At 51.5% G+C, this 13,549-nt stretch carries 13 protein-coding genes and 1 tRNA gene; 7 read left to right on the top strand and 7 right to left on the bottom strand.

Going from position 1 to position 13,549, the window contains the following annotated elements; translation table 11 throughout:
• Positions 1-42 precede the first annotated feature (42 nt).
• The 3 genes from fadE to OGX91_RS11330 all read left to right on the top strand — a co-directional run bounded on the left by fadE (position 43) and on the right by OGX91_RS11330 (position 3,956).
• Complete coding sequence (fadE, locus tag OGX91_RS11340) at positions 43-2,487, top strand: acyl-CoA dehydrogenase FadE (protein ID WP_149691242.1); 2,445 nt, start codon at positions 43-45, stop codon at positions 2,485-2,487.
• A gap of 110 nt (positions 2,488-2,597) precedes the next feature.
• On the top strand, positions 2,598-3,365 hold the full coding sequence (locus tag OGX91_RS11335) for an amidohydrolase (protein WP_121584241.1): 768 nt from the start codon (positions 2,598-2,600) through the stop codon (positions 3,363-3,365).
• 180 nt (positions 3,366-3,545) lie between these two features.
• Positions 3,546-3,956 (top strand): Spy/CpxP family protein refolding chaperone, encoded by a 411-nt coding sequence (locus tag OGX91_RS11330; RefSeq protein ID WP_040232868.1) that lies wholly within the window; start codon positions 3,546-3,548, stop codon positions 3,954-3,956.
• A gap of 99 nt (positions 3,957-4,055) precedes the next feature.
• On the opposite strand, the gene OGX91_RS11325 is transcribed toward OGX91_RS11330, so the two are convergent.
• Positions 4,056-4,132: transfer RNA gene (locus OGX91_RS11325), tRNA-Asp, on the bottom strand.
• A gap of 134 nt (positions 4,133-4,266) precedes the next feature.
• The gene (dnaQ, locus tag OGX91_RS11320; protein WP_040232869.1) at positions 4,267-5,004 is read right to left on the bottom strand and encodes a DNA polymerase III subunit epsilon; all 738 of its coding nucleotides are present in this window, start codon (positions 5,002-5,004) and stop codon (positions 4,267-4,269) included.
• Between the two features lie 55 nt (positions 5,005-5,059).
• On the opposite strand from dnaQ, the gene rnhA reads away from it, so the two are divergent.
• Positions 5,060-5,527, top strand: coding sequence for a ribonuclease HI (gene rnhA, locus OGX91_RS11315; RefSeq protein ID WP_048212540.1), 468 nt, complete (start codon positions 5,060-5,062; stop codon positions 5,525-5,527).
• Here the strand turns inward: rnhA and OGX91_RS11310 are convergent.
• Positions 5,524-6,246: a class I SAM-dependent methyltransferase gene (locus tag OGX91_RS11310; RefSeq protein WP_040232874.1), complete on the bottom strand. Its 723-nt coding sequence runs from the start codon at positions 6,244-6,246 to the stop codon at positions 5,524-5,526. The two genes, rnhA and OGX91_RS11310, sit on opposite strands and share 4 nt — an antisense overlap.
• A 33-nt stretch (positions 6,247-6,279) precedes the next feature.
• On the opposite strand from OGX91_RS11310, the gene gloB reads away from it, so the two are divergent.
• Together gloB and mltD are read left to right on the top strand one after the other, a co-directional pair.
• The gene (gene gloB, locus OGX91_RS11305; protein ID WP_040232875.1) at positions 6,280-7,035 is read left to right on the top strand and encodes a hydroxyacylglutathione hydrolase; all 756 of its coding nucleotides are present in this window, start codon (positions 6,280-6,282) and stop codon (positions 7,033-7,035) included.
• A 71-nt stretch (positions 7,036-7,106) separates the two neighbouring features.
• On the top strand, positions 7,107-8,465 hold the full coding sequence (mltD, locus tag OGX91_RS11300) for a murein transglycosylase D (RefSeq protein WP_040232876.1): 1,359 nt from the start codon (positions 7,107-7,109) through the stop codon (positions 8,463-8,465).
• 49 nt (positions 8,466-8,514) lie between these two features.
• Here the strand turns inward: mltD and OGX91_RS11295 are convergent, their stop codons facing one another.
• The 3 genes from OGX91_RS11295 to OGX91_RS11285 form a co-directional block, all read right to left on the bottom strand.
• A complete protein-coding gene (locus OGX91_RS11295) occupies positions 8,515-9,285 on the bottom strand; it encodes a class I SAM-dependent methyltransferase (RefSeq protein WP_040232878.1) in 771 nt (256 codons plus the stop codon).
• 76 nt (positions 9,286-9,361) lie between these two features.
• On the bottom strand, positions 9,362-10,162 hold the full coding sequence (locus OGX91_RS11290) for an endonuclease/exonuclease/phosphatase family protein (RefSeq protein WP_005133618.1): 801 nt from the start codon (positions 10,160-10,162) through the stop codon (positions 9,362-9,364).
• Positions 10,163-10,293: 131 nt separating this feature from the next.
• Positions 10,294-11,469 carry an MFS transporter gene (locus OGX91_RS11285; RefSeq protein WP_005133619.1) on the bottom strand — a complete coding sequence of 392 codons (1,176 nt, stop codon included), beginning with the start codon at positions 11,467-11,469 and terminating at the stop codon, positions 10,294-10,296.
• A 104-nt stretch (positions 11,470-11,573) separates the two neighbouring features.
• Here OGX91_RS11285 and yafC point away from each other — a divergent pair, with 104 nt between their 5' ends.
• On the top strand, positions 11,574-12,488 hold the full coding sequence (gene yafC / locus OGX91_RS11280) for a DNA-binding transcriptional regulator YafC (protein WP_005133620.1): 915 nt from the start codon (positions 11,574-11,576) through the stop codon (positions 12,486-12,488).
• Between the two features lie 20 nt (positions 12,489-12,508).
• On the opposite strand, the gene dkgB is transcribed toward yafC, so the two are convergent.
• Positions 12,509-13,312, bottom strand: coding sequence for a 2,5-didehydrogluconate reductase DkgB (gene dkgB / locus OGX91_RS11275; RefSeq protein WP_199947196.1), 804 nt, complete (start codon positions 13,310-13,312; stop codon positions 12,509-12,511).
• Positions 13,313-13,549 lie beyond the last annotated feature (237 nt).

Below are 13,549 nucleotides of genomic sequence, written 5' to 3'. Positions count from 1 at the left end.
CACAAGTGGTCAGACCTCCTACAAGCAAGGGAGCTTTTCGTTATGATGATTTTGAGTATTATCGCTACGGTTGTTCTGCTCAGCGTTCTGTTTTATCACCGCGTGAGCTTATTCCTCAGCAGCTTAATTTTGCTCGCCTGGACGGCCGCGCTTGGCGTGGCTGGCCTATGGTCAGTCTGGCTGCTGGTTCCTCTGGCCATTATCCTCGTACCGTTTAACTTTACGCCGATGCGCAAATCCATGATCTCTGCGCCGGTATTCCGCGGTTTCCGTAAGGTCATGCCGCCGATGTCGCGCACCGAGAAAGAAGCGATTGATGCCGGTACAACCTGGTGGGAAGGCGACCTGTTCCAGGGCAAGCCAGACTGGAAAAAACTGCATAACTATCCTCAGCCGCATCTGACTGCTGAAGAACAAGCCTTTATTGATGGCCCGGTGGAAGAAGCCTGCCGCATGGCGAACGACTTCCAGATAACCCACGAACTCGCGGATCTCCCGCCGGAGCTGTGGGAATATCTGAAAGAACACCGCTTCTTCGCGATGATCATTAAGAAAGAGTACGGCGGGCTGGAATTCTCCGCCTATGCTCAGGCTCGCGTTCTGCAGAAACTCTCCGGCGTTTCCGGGATCCTGGCGATCACCGTTGGCGTACCTAACTCATTAGGTCCTGGCGAACTGTTGCAGCATTACGGCACCGAAGAGCAGAAGAATCATTACCTGCCACGTCTGGCACGTGGTCAGGAGATCCCATGCTTTGCCCTGACCAGCCCGGAAGCGGGTTCCGACGCGGGCGCGATCCCTGATACCGGCGTGGTTTGTATGGGCGACTGGCAGGGGCAGCAGGTGCTGGGTATGCGCCTGACCTGGAACAAACGCTATATCACGCTGGCTCCTATCGCTACTGTACTGGGTCTGGCATTTAAACTCTCCGACCCGGAAAAACTGCTGGGTGGCGAAGAAGATCTTGGCATTACCTGTGCGCTGATCCCAACCTCAACGCCGGGCGTACAAATTGGACGTCGTCACTTCCCGCTGAACGTACCGTTCCAGAACGGTCCAACGCTGGGTAAAGATGTCTTCGTACCGATTGATTACATCATCGGTGGCCCCAAAATGGCCGGTCAGGGCTGGCGTATGCTGGTGGAATGTCTGTCCGTGGGACGCGGTATTACCCTGCCGTCTAACTCGACGGGCGGTGTGAAATCGGTCGCGATGGCTACCGGCGCGTATGCGCACATTCGTCGCCAGTTCAAAATCTCTATCGGTAAGATGGAAGGTATTGAAGAGCCGCTGGCACGTATTGCGGGTAACGCCTACGTGATGGACGCTGCGGCGTCGCTGATTACCTACGGTATTATGCTGGGTGAAAAACCAGCAGTGTTGTCGGCCATCGTGAAGTACCACTGTACCCACCGTGGGCAACAGTCAATCATCGATGCAATGGATATCACTGGCGGTAAAGGCATTATGCTTGGCGAAAGCAACTTCCTTGCCCGTGCTTATCAAGGTGCGCCAATCGCTATTACCGTTGAAGGTGCCAACATTCTGACCCGTAGCATGATGATCTTCGGTCAGGGTGCGATTCGCTGCCATCCGTATGTTCTGGAAGAGATGGCTGCGGCACAGAGTAACGATGTGAATGCGTTCGACAAGCTGCTGTTCAAACACATCGGTCACGTCGGCAGTAACAAGGTGCGCAGCTTCTGGCTTGGCCTGACGCGTGGCTTAACCAGCAGCACACCAACCGGCGATGCGACCAAACGTTACTACCAGCACCTGAACCGTTTGAGCGCCAACCTGGCACTGCTTTCAGATGTGTCTATGGCCGTATTGGGCGGTAGCCTGAAGCGCCGCGAACGTATCTCTGCGCGTCTGGGCGATGTGTTAAGTCAGCTGTATCTGGCCTCTGCGGTGCTGAAGCGTTATGACGATGAAGGCCGTAATGAAGCAGACCTGCCGTTGGTTCACTGGGGCGTTCAGGATGCGTTGTATAAAGCGGAACAGGCGATGGACGATCTACTGAAAAACTTCCCGAACCGTCTGGTCGCGGGCTTGCTGAATGTGGTTATCTTCCCTACCGGTCGCCACTACCATGCACCGTCTGACAAGCTGGATCATAAGGTTGCGAAGATTTTACAGGTTCCGAGCGCCACCCGTTCTCGCCTTGGTCGCGGTCAATACCTGACGCCGAGCGAGCATAACCCGGTTGGTTTGCTGGAAGAGGCTCTGCTGGATGTGATTGCAGCCGACCCTATCCACCAGCGGATCTGCAAAGAGTTAGGTAAAAATCTACCGTTTACCCGCCTGGATGAACTGGCGCACAATGCGTTGGCTAAAGGGCTGATTGATAAAGACGAAGCCGCAATTCTGGTGAAAGCCGAGGCGAGTCGTCTGCGCAGCATCAACGTGGATGACTTTGAACCCGAGGAGCTGGCGACTCAGCCGGTAAAGCTGCCAGAGAAGGTGCGTAAAGTCGAAGCCGCATAACGACACACGCACAACGTTTAGCCCCGCTCAATGCGGGGCTTTTTATTGCCACATTTTCGTTAAAGCTCATGCTACAGTGTCAAAATGTTGTTCAACGAGGAGCCTCGATCGTGCCTGGTTTGAAAATTACGCTGCTGCAACAACCGCTGAGCTGGATGGATGGCCCGGCTAACCTGCGCCATTTTGACCGCCAACTGGAAACCGTCAACGGGCGTGATGTCATTGTGTTGCCCGAGATGTTTACCAGCGGATTTGCGATGGAAGCGGCAAACAAATCGTTGCCGCAAGAGGAGATTGTAAGCTGGATGCGTAGCAAAGCGAGGCAGACGAATGCCCTGATAGCAGGTAGCGCGGCGATACAGTCTGAACGGGGGCCGGTGAATCGTTTTTTGCTGGTTGAACCCGAAGGTACCGTGCATCTCTATGACAAACGCCATCTGTTCCGTATGGCGGATGAGCATCAGCATTATCAGGCCGGTGACGCGCGGGTGATATTTGAATGGCGCGGCTGGCGCATTCTGCCATTGGTCTGTTATGACCTGCGTTTTCCGGTGTGGTCACGTAACCGTAACGACTACGACCTCGCCTTGTATGTTGCCAACTGGCCAGCGCCGCGCTCGCTGCACTGGCAGATTCTGCTCACCGCACGGGCAATTGAAAATCAGGCGTATGTAGCAGGATGTAACCGTGTGGGAACCGATGGTAACGGCCATCATTATCGCGGTGACAGCCGGGTCATCAACCCACAGGGTGAAGTCATCGCCACCGCCGAGCCGCATCAGGCAACGCGAATTGATGCTGAGCTGTCGCTTTCGGCGCTACGCGAGTACCGCGAGAAATTTCCTGCCTGGCAGGATGCCGACCCGTTCACGCTATAACTATCACCTACCCTCCCGCCACGGACCATGTATCCACGGCGGGATTGTTTCACTCCGTAACCAACCGCAAAACAAATTCGCGTGGCGACACGCTTCTGGCAACGTATTCTGCAAGGGATAATCACTCGTCACCGGCGAGTGGCAGACAATGTCGATAATTCCCTTATCAGGATTTCAATAATGAAAAACTTCGTACGCATGACTTTGCTGGCAGTTACCGTGGCTGGCGCTTCTTTTAGCACGCTTGCAGCAACCACATCTAATGTTCCGGCTCCTGCCCAGGATCCGATAGTACAACATCTTAAGCTGAGCACTGACCAGGTTGCGCAGATTAAAAAACTACACCAGCAGCTTGAAACCAATGTCGGGCAGATTTCGGTGAAGGATGTTAAAGACGGCGCGTTGATTGACGTCATTAAGTCCGGGAAATGGGATGAATCAGCCGTCAAAAAACAGCTTTCGGCGTTCAGCAACATCGAACAGCAGGCGCGTTATTACCGCGTGAAATACTATTTTGACCTGAACAAAGTGCTGACCCCAGAACAACGCCAGCAGGTGCAAAAAGATATCGCACAGACGCTGAGCGAGTAACAGCAAGGCCTGCAATAACATATGGTTGCAGGCTTTTATTTTTTGAGCAGTAAAAACGACGAAAGCCTGAATCATTTCTGATTCAGGCTTTCTGAATAGTGGCGGAATGGACGGGACTCGAACCCGCGACCCCCTGCGTGACAGGCAGGTATTCTAACCAACTGAACTACCACTCCGCGTTGTGTTCCGCTTGGGAACGAAGCGAATATTACGGATTGCCTCGCGCCTCGTCAACGCTTTTTCTCACGTTTTTTAATCGTTTGCTGCAAAAATCACCCGAATGACCATTTCTGTACTGTAAATACCAGAACTAGGCCCGCCAGAGGCAACTTCCGCCCTTCTTCTGTACCAGGTCAAGGCGCGACTCATGGGCTGCCAGCTCTTCATCAGTGGCGAAAACAACGCGTAATTTACTGGACTGACGCACAATGCGCTGGATCCCCGTATCATTCTGCTGCTGGCTGTCACCTTCCATTGAGAACGCCATGGTGGTCTGCCCACCGGTCATCATCAGATAAACGTCGGCCAGAATCTGGGCATCGAGCAATGCGCCGTGCAGGGTACGCTTGCTGTTGTCTATCTCATAACGCGAACATAGCGCATCAAGGCTGTTACGCTTGCCAGGAAACATTTTCCTCGCCAACGCCAGGCTGTCGGTCACTTTACAGAAGGTGTTCGTCTTCGGGATATCACGATTGAGTTTCGCGAACTCGTAGTCCATAAAGCCGATATCAAACGATGCGTTATGGATGACCAGCTCCGCACCACGGATATAGTCGAGAAACTCATCGGCGACATCGGCGAACGTGGGTTTATCCAGCAGGAATTCATCGGCAATTCCGTGTACGCCAAATGCTTCCGGGTCCACCAGCCGATCCGGCTTCAGGTAGACGTGGAAGTTATTTCCGGTCAAACGGCGGTTTACCACTTCAACCGCACCGATCTCAATAATCTTATGGCCTTCGTAGTGGGCACCAATCTGGTTCATACCGGTGGTTTCGGTATCAAGGACTATCTGTCGTGTAATTCCAGTGCTCGTAGCGGTCATTTATGTCAGACTTATCGTTTGATTTCGATTTGCTAAAACAGGAAGTCTACCAGAGATGCTTAAACAGGTAGAAATTTTCACCGATGGTTCTTGCCTGGGAAACCCAGGTCCTGGCGGTTATGGGGCTATTTTACGCTATCGCGGGCGCGAAAAAACCTTTAGCGAAGGCTACAACCTCACTACTAATAATCGCATGGAGCTGATGGCGGCAATCGTTGCGCTGGAAGCCCTGAAAGAACAGTGTGAAGTGATACTCAGCACCGACAGCCAGTATGTGCGTCAGGGCATTACGCAGTGGATCCACAACTGGAAAAAGCGCGGCTGGAAAACCGCAGATAAAAAACCGGTGAAGAACGTCGATCTGTGGAAACGTCTGGATGCCGCGCTGGGACCGCACCAAATCAAATGGGAATGGGTGAAAGGGCATGCGGGCCATCCGGAAAACGAACGCTGCGATGAGCTTGCTCGTGCTGCGGCAATGAGTCCCACCCAGGATGATGTTGGGTATCAGGCAGAGTCTTAAGCGTCTGGCTTGCGGTATTGTCGGGTGGCTCCAACAGCCTGGCGGATGCGTGCCTTACTTTTATTTTGTTTCATCGGGTTGAGCGTAAGCGGAATGGTTCGCTTACGCGCAACCACCAGCTGCAAACATCCCAGCGCAGGGATATGGGCGCTTAACATTTTTCCGCCCTTCTTATTCCAGGGCAGGACGTGAAAACGACTGTAGTGCAGCACTTCAAAATTCAGCAATGAAAGCCAGTCCAATTGCCGCATGAGCGTAAACATCCGGCTGTTGTAGGGCGAGGCTTTACGCAACACGGGCACCAGTTTACGCAACCCCATCAGGCTTACTGGGTTAAAACCGCTCAGAATCAACCAGCCGTCATCAATAAGCACGCGATCGGCCTCACGCAGTAAGCGATGGGGATCGGAACACCACGGTAGCGTATGGGCCAATAAACAGACATCCACGGACTTATCGGCAAAGGGAAGATGCAAAGGATCGGCCGCCACCTGCATAGGAGAGCCTTGCAATGAAACATTTACCTGATGAGAAACCGCGCACGCTTCGGAATCGATTTCTGCGCTTAAATTACCAATCTTAAGCAGATGAAAACCGTACATTTTTGCGAACCACGGATTAAGCTGATGTTCCAGCGCCTCACGATAGTATTCGCCCCAGGGTAAATCATCCCAGCTAACGGGTGCTATGACAGTTTGAGGGAGCCTTGCCGGTTTCATCACAACCTTCCGCTACGCATTGAGAGGTAATTTATGAATCTTAACAGTATTCCCGCATTTCAGGACAATTACATCTGGGTCCTGTCGAATAATGACAAACATTGTCTGATTGTGGACCCGGGCGAAGCCGCTCCCGTTTTGAAAGCCATTGCAGAACATCACTGGGTGCCGGAGGCCATTCTCCTGACTCATCACCATCAGGATCACGTAGGCGGTGTGAAAGAACTTTTGCAACATTTCCCACAATTAGTGGTTTACGGACCGGCTGAAACGCAAGATAAGGGAACGACCCATATAGTCAAAGATGGCGATATTGCACTCGTTTTAGGGCATGAATTTAAGGTAATTGCTACGCCGGGTCACACTTTAGGACATCTCTGTTACTTTAGCCAACCTTACCTATTTTGTGGCGATACGCTCTTTTCAGGCGGCTGTGGCAGACTATTTGAAGGTACAGCTTCACAGATGTATCAATCACTTAATAAATTAAGTGCGCTTCCTGATGATACATTGATCTGCTGCGCCCATGAGTACACATTAGCAAACATGAAGTTTGCCTTAAGCATTCTGCCGCACGATTCGTTTATTAATGAATATTATCGTAAAGTTAATGAGTTACGGGCAAAAAAACAAATAACACTACCCGTAATTCTGAAAAATGAACGACGAAATAATCTTTTTTTAAGAACGGAAGATATTGATTTAATTAATGAAATAAACAAAGAAACAATATTGCAACAACCTGAAGAGCGTTTTGCCTGGTTAAGGTCAAAGAAAGATACGTTCTGACAATTCCGGGTTGCCTTTTGAAAACTTCGCCGTTATGATCGGTCGTCTTTTAAGCAACTATTGACACACACATGAAGGCAAAAGCGATATTACTCGCCTCTGTCCTGCTTGTTGGGTGCCAGAATACTGGTAACGTCCAACAACACGCACAGAGCCTTTCTGCAGCTGGTCAAGGGGAAGCAGGAAAGTTTACAAGTCAGGCGCGATGGATGGACGATGGAACATCTATCGCAGCTGATCAAGATTTGTGGGCTTTCATTGGTGACGAGCTAAAGATGGGAATTCCGGAAAACAACCGGATTCGCGAACAGAAACAGAAGTATTTACGTAATAAGAGCTATCTCCACGATGTAACTTTACGGGCAGAGCCGTATATGTACTGGATAGCCGGGCAGGTTAAGAAACGTAACATGCCAATGGAACTGGTACTACTACCCATAGTGGAGAGCGCTTTTGATCCTCACGCAACGTCTGGCGCCAATGCCGCAGGTATTTGGCAGATCATTCCGAGCACGGGGCGCAATTATGGTTTAAAACAGACCCGCAATTATGATGCACGTCGCGACGTTGTGGCTTCCACCACCGCCGCACTGGACATGATGCAGCGTCTGAACAAGATGTTTGATGGCGACTGGCTGCTGACCGTAGCTGCTTATAATAGCGGTGAAGGTCGTGTCATGAAGGCGATTAAAACGAACAAAGCCCGTGGTAAACCCACTGACTTCTGGTCGTTACCATTGCCTCAGGAAACAAAGCTATATGTGCCTAAAATGCTGGCATTGAGCGATATACTCAAAAACAGCAAACGCTATGGCGTGCGTCTGCCAACCACAGACGAAAGCCGTGCGTTGGCACGTGTTCGCTTGAGCAGTCCCGTTGAAATGGCTCAGGTTGCCGATATGGCGGGTATTTCCGTCAGCAAGCTGAAGACCTTCAATGCAGGCGTGAAAGGCTCCACGTTGGGTGCCAGCGGCCCGCAATATGTGATGGTGCCAAAGAAGCATGCAGAGAAGCTGCGTGAGTCTCTGGCTTCAGGCGAAATTGCAGCCGTACAGTCAACGCTGGTTGCGGATAATACGCCGCTGAACAGCCGTAGCTACAAAGTTCGCTCTGGCGATACGCTTTCTGGCGTCGCTGCACGTCTTGGCGTGAGCACGAAGGATCTGCAGCAGTGGAATAATCTGCGTGGATCATCCCTGAAAGTGGGCCAAAGCCTGACGGTGGGTGCTGGCACCAGTGCACAGCGACTGGCTAACAACAGCGATAGCATCACCTATCGTGTGCGTAAAGGTGACTCTCTGTCGAGCATTGCCAAGCGTCACGGGGTTAACATCAAGGATGTGATGCGCTGGAACAACGATACGGACAATCTGCAGCCAGGCGATCAGCTAACGTTGTTTGTGAAAAACAACGGCATGCCGGACTCCTGATAGCATTGTAGAAATGAAGGCACTGGTTTCCCCCCAGTGCCTTTTTTATTTATCCCGCTTTATGCGCCTCAACCATGATCGTGTCGCTGGTAAACGAGCCATCTTCCTGCAACGCAAAGTAGGTTTTCACTTCAACAGAAGCACTTTGTTGGTAAACACGAATCGCGTCGCTCAACACTGCAGGTGTGCGTATCCTCGCCACCCACGAACTGAACTCCAGCGGCAGGCGATCGGTTAATAAAGCATCGACAATCAGATTGGCATCATTGATTAACGACAACCACTCTCCGCTGGAATAGTTGCGAACGTGCGAGGTATCACGTAATGCCTCGACAGTTTGCAACCAGATATCACGGACCGGATGCCCTGGCGACATCACATCCATCACAATCAGCACGCCGCCGGGCTTCAGAACGCGGTTCACTTCCCGCAGCGCACGGCCGACATCATGCCAGTGATGCGCAGAATAGCGGCTAATCACCACATCAAAGACGTCATCTTCAAATGGCAGGCTCTCAGCATAACCCTGCCGTGTGGCGATATTTTCCAGACCTCTGTCTTTTGCCGCTTTAGAGACCACTTCAAGCATCTGTGACGATAAATCATAGGCCACCACCTGCTTGACGTGTTGCGCAGCTACAAAGCTGGCGTGCCCCGCCCCACATCCCATATCCAATACCCGTGCCTGTGGAAAAGCAGACAGCCTTTCCGCCAGTCGTTGTAAATCACGACCCGTAGCATGTACGGTGCTGGTTAAATAGGCATTAGCCTGAGAGCCAAACTGCTTTTCGACGTTGTCATGGTGGGAGCGTGTTGTCATTGTGTTGTCCTTCGGTTGTTGTGAAATATGAAGGGCAACCATCACAGGCCTGCCCTACGGCAGACCTGACACACCGTTATTGCTCAGGCTTGCCGGGACTGAATTCAACGAGTAGTGGATTGTGATCGGAGGCGCGAGTGACCAGCACAGAGGCCTCACTCACGTTCAGACCACGATAGAACACAAAATCGAGAGGACGACCAAACGCGCGGCGGCGTTGATCGTCGGTAAAGCGCACCTGGCGCAGCGACATTTCACGCGCAAAGCGGTACAGCGCATTCATCCGTCGACGACTCCAGGCATTGAAATCACCAGCCATAATCACCGGGCCGCTGTGATGGGCGATTTGATCCCCGATAGGAAGTAACTGCTTACTATAGACATCAACGCCAAGGCTAAAGTTAACCGCGTGGATATTCACCACCATTAATAGCCGAGTGTCAGGCAACGGGTACACCGTCACCAGCGCCGATTTCGCCAGGCGTAAAATCGGCTCACGCTCGCGCAATGGACAGCAGTAGACCGGATGCGCAGCAGAAAGCGTCATGACGCCAGAGGGATGCTGAGGCAGCACAAAAGCGGGAACCTGATCGGCGGCAAGATAGTTAGCGGTCGCAAACTGCACCAGTTCAGGCGTGGTTTGTGCTTCCTGCAATAACACCAGATGCGCGTCTTTGCCAAAATTCTTCAGCACCGACTGCCATTCTGCTCGCTGCTGTTTAAAAATATTCCATACCAGCACGCGAATGCGATCTTCACTGCTTAACGGCACGCCTGCAGGTAATGCCTGGCCGATATGCGCAAATGACCCAGGCGGTAAAATCCGCTCAACGGGCTGTCCGGCAACATAGCGCATGGCATAGGTGTTTTTTCGCACTTTAGACTTTCAAACCTCTATAACGTCAACCAGCCCGCAGCCGGACTGGTTCTTCTGTTATAGGGACTTTAGCACTCACTTTCAACGAACAATTGCAGTTTGTTTTGTAAGTGGGTACTTACATCAATGATTTATCCCAATACTACCTGCGCCGGCTTATCCAGGCGGCCGCTGATACCCATCAGTAAAAAAGCGACCAGAACAATCAGCGCGCCAATCCACGGAGTCTGTGCTAAACCATAATGCTCTACCGTTTGTCCGCCAATTACAGAACCAAGCGCAATGCCAATATTAAACGCAGCAATATTCAGACCTGATGCCACATCCACCGCATTGGGGGTAAATTGTTCCGCTTTCTGTACCACGTAGACCTGCAACCCCGGTACGTTGCCGAAGGCGAAGATCCCCATCACCAGAATCGTCACTAACGCAGCGTATTGCGTGGAGGCCGTCAGTTGAAAGACCATCAGCAGGACAAACAGCGCCGCGAAGATAAATTTCAGCGCCGGGACAGCACCATATTTATCCGCCAGCTTACCTCCCCAGATATTGCCGATAGCGACCGATACGCCATAGCCCAGTAAGATCCAGCTTACCGCTGCCGGCGAGAAGCCAGCCAGATCCTGCATCATCGGCGCCAGGAAGGTAAATGCCGTGAACACGCCGCCGTAACCCAATGCCGTAACCGCGTAAATCAGCAACAGACGAGGATGAGTCAGCACTTTCACCTGGTCGCGAATGCTGGCGGCCGCTCGACCGGGAATGTTGGCCGGGATCAGCAGTTGGCTACTAATCAGCGCAATCACACCCAACAGAGATACAGCAAGGAAAGTCTCGCGCCAGCCAAAGTGCTGACCGATAAACGTCCCCAGAGGCACCCCTGTTACCAGTGCAACCGTTAAACCACCAAACATGATGGCGATGGCAGAAGCGGCTTTCTCTTTTGGCACCAGGCTCGTCGCAATCGTAGAACCAATTGAGAAGAAGACACCGTGTGCCAGGCCTGTCAGCAGGCGGGCGACAATTAATGTCGTATAACCAGGTGCCTGCCATGCCAGCAAGTTACCGGCCGTAAACAGCACCATCAGCGCAACCAATAGTTGCTTACGTGGCAGGCGTCCGGTCAGAGCGGTCAGTACCGGTGCGCCAATCGCCACACCCAACGCATAGATTGAAACCAGCATCCCGGCAGAAGGTAAAGAGATCGCCAGCTGTTCAGCAATGGTCGGCACCAGGCCGACAATCACAAATTCAGTCGTGCCAATAGCGAAGGCACTTATTGTTAGTGCAAATAAAGCGAGAGGCATAAATAGCTCCATATCATCAGTAATCGGATGACAGGCAGTATGCCGGGATGTTTTAATAACAAAAATATTCAAAATCTCAATATAATTTTGCTTCAGGTGCAAAAATGAAAGCAACCTCCGAAGAACTGGCAATTTTTGTCGCGGTCGTGGAAAGCGGTAGCTTTAGCCGGGCCGCAGAGCAGCTTGGACAGGCCAATTCCGCAGTCAGTCGGGCAGTAAAAAAGCTGGAGATGAAACTGGGCGTGAGTCTGCTTAATCGCACGACCCGGCAGCTCAGTCTGACAGAAGAAGGTGAACGCTACTTCAGGCGTGTACAACAGATACTGCAGGATATGGCTGCAGCGGAAACAGAAATCATGGAGTCACGTAATACGCCGCGCGGTTTGCTGCGTATCGATGCCGCAACACCGGTGATGTTGCATTTCCTGATGCCATTGATCAAACCTTTCCGTGAACGCTATCCCGAGATGACGTTGTCGCTGGTTTCCTCAGAGACATTTATCAATCTTATTGAACGAAAAGTGGATGTTGCGATACGTGCCGGTGCTTTGACTGACTCAAGTCTGCGCGCACGTCCACTCTTTACCAGCTACCGCAAGATTATTGCTTCACCGGACTATATTGCCCGCTTCGGTAAGCCAGAGATTGTTGAAGAGTTAAAGCGGCACCTGTGTCTGGGGTTTTCTGAACCCATTTCGCTCAATACATGGCCCATTGCCTGTAGTGACGGACAATTACATGAGGTTGAGTGCGGCCTGTCTTCGAACAGTGGCGAAACGCTGAAGCAGCTTTGCCTGAACGGCAACGGTATTGCTTGTCTTTCAGATTATATGATTGATAAGGAGATCGCTCAGGGTAAGCTGGTCGAATTGATGGCGGATAAACGGCTGCCAGTCGAGATGCCTTTCAGCGCGGTGTATTATAGCGATCGTGCCGTCAGTACCCGTATTCGGGCATTCATCGACTTTTTAAGTGAATATATAAGAACAGCTCCCGAAGGAGCTGTGAAAGAGGGTTAAAGGCACAGAGGGTCAGGTGATTAATCCCACTCAGGCGCCAGACCTTCCGGGCTAACCAGGCGGTCGTTGCAATCCAGAGCAGCGATTGCCGCTTTATCTTCCGCATCAAGGTGCAGTTCCAGTGCCAGCAGGTTGCTTGCCAGGTTTTCACGTTTGGTAGAAGAAGGGATCACAGAGTAACCTTCCCCCATCGCCCATGCCAGAATCACCTGGGCCGGCGTCGCGTTATGTTTAGTCGCAATGCGAGCAATCACTTCATCTTTCAGCGCCTTACCGTAAGCCAGCGTCATGTATGAGGTGATGTGGATACCGTGCTCTTTCGCCCAGTCAACAACCTTACGGCTTTGCAGATACGGAGATAACTCAATCTGGTTAGTCGCAATATTCTCTGCCCCCACAGCAGCAATAGCTTTTTCCATCAATGGGATAGTGAAATTAGAGATACCAATTTCACGAGTCAGCCCTTGCTCTTTAGCTTCGAGCAATGCATGCATAAACTCTTCAACAGAGACGGCATCATTTGGTGATGGCCAGTGGATCAGCGTCAGATCAACATAATCTGTGCGCAGTTTTTTCAGGCTATCTTTCAGGCTTGGGATCAGCTTGTCTTTGCCAAGATTTTCAATCCAGATCTTGGTGGTGATGTACAACTCATTACGCGGTACGCCGCTTTCGGCAATCGCCAGGCCAACAGCCGCTTCATTATCATAGATTTGAGCAGTGTCAACTGCGCGGTAACCCAGCTCAAGAGCTGTTTTAACAGAAGCGATAACCACGTCGTCTTTCAGGCGGAAAGTGCCCAAACCGAATGCAGGGATAGCCATAGAATTCCTCTTTTTAATCACTATGTTTGTTAATTGAGGGGATTATGACCTTCTGCTCTTTATAGAAAAAGAGCGAAAAATGCAGAGGATTTTTGCGAATTTAGCAATAATAGAGTTACAGGCAAAGAAAAAGCCCTGAGCAAATGCTCAGGGCTCTTAATAAGTGGCGGAACGGACGGGACTCGAACCCGCGACCCCCTGCGTGACAGGCAGGTATTCTAACCAACTGAACTACCG

The sequence above is a fragment of the Citrobacter sp. Cpa228 genome, from assembly GCF_030333085.1.
Classification (GTDB): Bacteria; Pseudomonadota; Gammaproteobacteria; order Enterobacterales; family Enterobacteriaceae; genus Citrobacter; species Citrobacter pasteurii.
Note: the sequence above shows the minus strand (reverse complement) of the source record. Positions and strands in the feature narration are given on the sequence as shown.

Bases quoted from the DNA above. Each gene is read 5' to 3' on its own strand.
- mltD (WP_040232876.1), top strand. From the start codon at position 7,107: ATGAAGGCAAAAGCGATATTACTCGCCTCTGTCCTGCTTGTTGGGTGC.
- OGX91_RS11330 (WP_040232868.1), top strand. From the start codon at position 3,546: ATGAAAAACTTCGTACGCATGACTTTGCTGGCAGTTACCGTGGCTGGC.
- fadE (WP_149691242.1), top strand. From the start codon at position 43: ATGATGATTTTGAGTATTATCGCTACGGTTGTTCTGCTCAGCGTTCTG.
- gloB (WP_040232875.1), top strand. From the start codon at position 6,280: ATGAATCTTAACAGTATTCCCGCATTTCAGGACAATTACATCTGGGTC.
- OGX91_RS11310 (WP_040232874.1), bottom strand. From the start codon at position 6,246: ATGAAACCGGCAAGGCTCCCTCAAACTGTCATAGCACCCGTTAGCTGG.
- dkgB (WP_199947196.1), bottom strand. From the start codon at position 13,312: ATGGCTATCCCTGCATTCGGTTTGGGCACTTTCCGCCTGAAAGACGAC.
- OGX91_RS11285 (WP_005133619.1), bottom strand. From the start codon at position 11,469: ATGCCTCTCGCTTTATTTGCACTAACAATAAGTGCCTTCGCTATTGGC.
- yafC (WP_005133620.1), top strand. From the start codon at position 11,574: ATGAAAGCAACCTCCGAAGAACTGGCAATTTTTGTCGCGGTCGTGGAA.
- OGX91_RS11295 (WP_040232878.1), bottom strand. From the start codon at position 9,285: ATGACAACACGCTCCCACCATGACAACGTCGAAAAGCAGTTTGGCTCT.
- rnhA (WP_048212540.1), top strand. From the start codon at position 5,060: ATGCTTAAACAGGTAGAAATTTTCACCGATGGTTCTTGCCTGGGAAAC.
- dnaQ (WP_040232869.1), bottom strand. From the start codon at position 5,004: ATGACCGCTACGAGCACTGGAATTACACGACAGATAGTCCTTGATACC.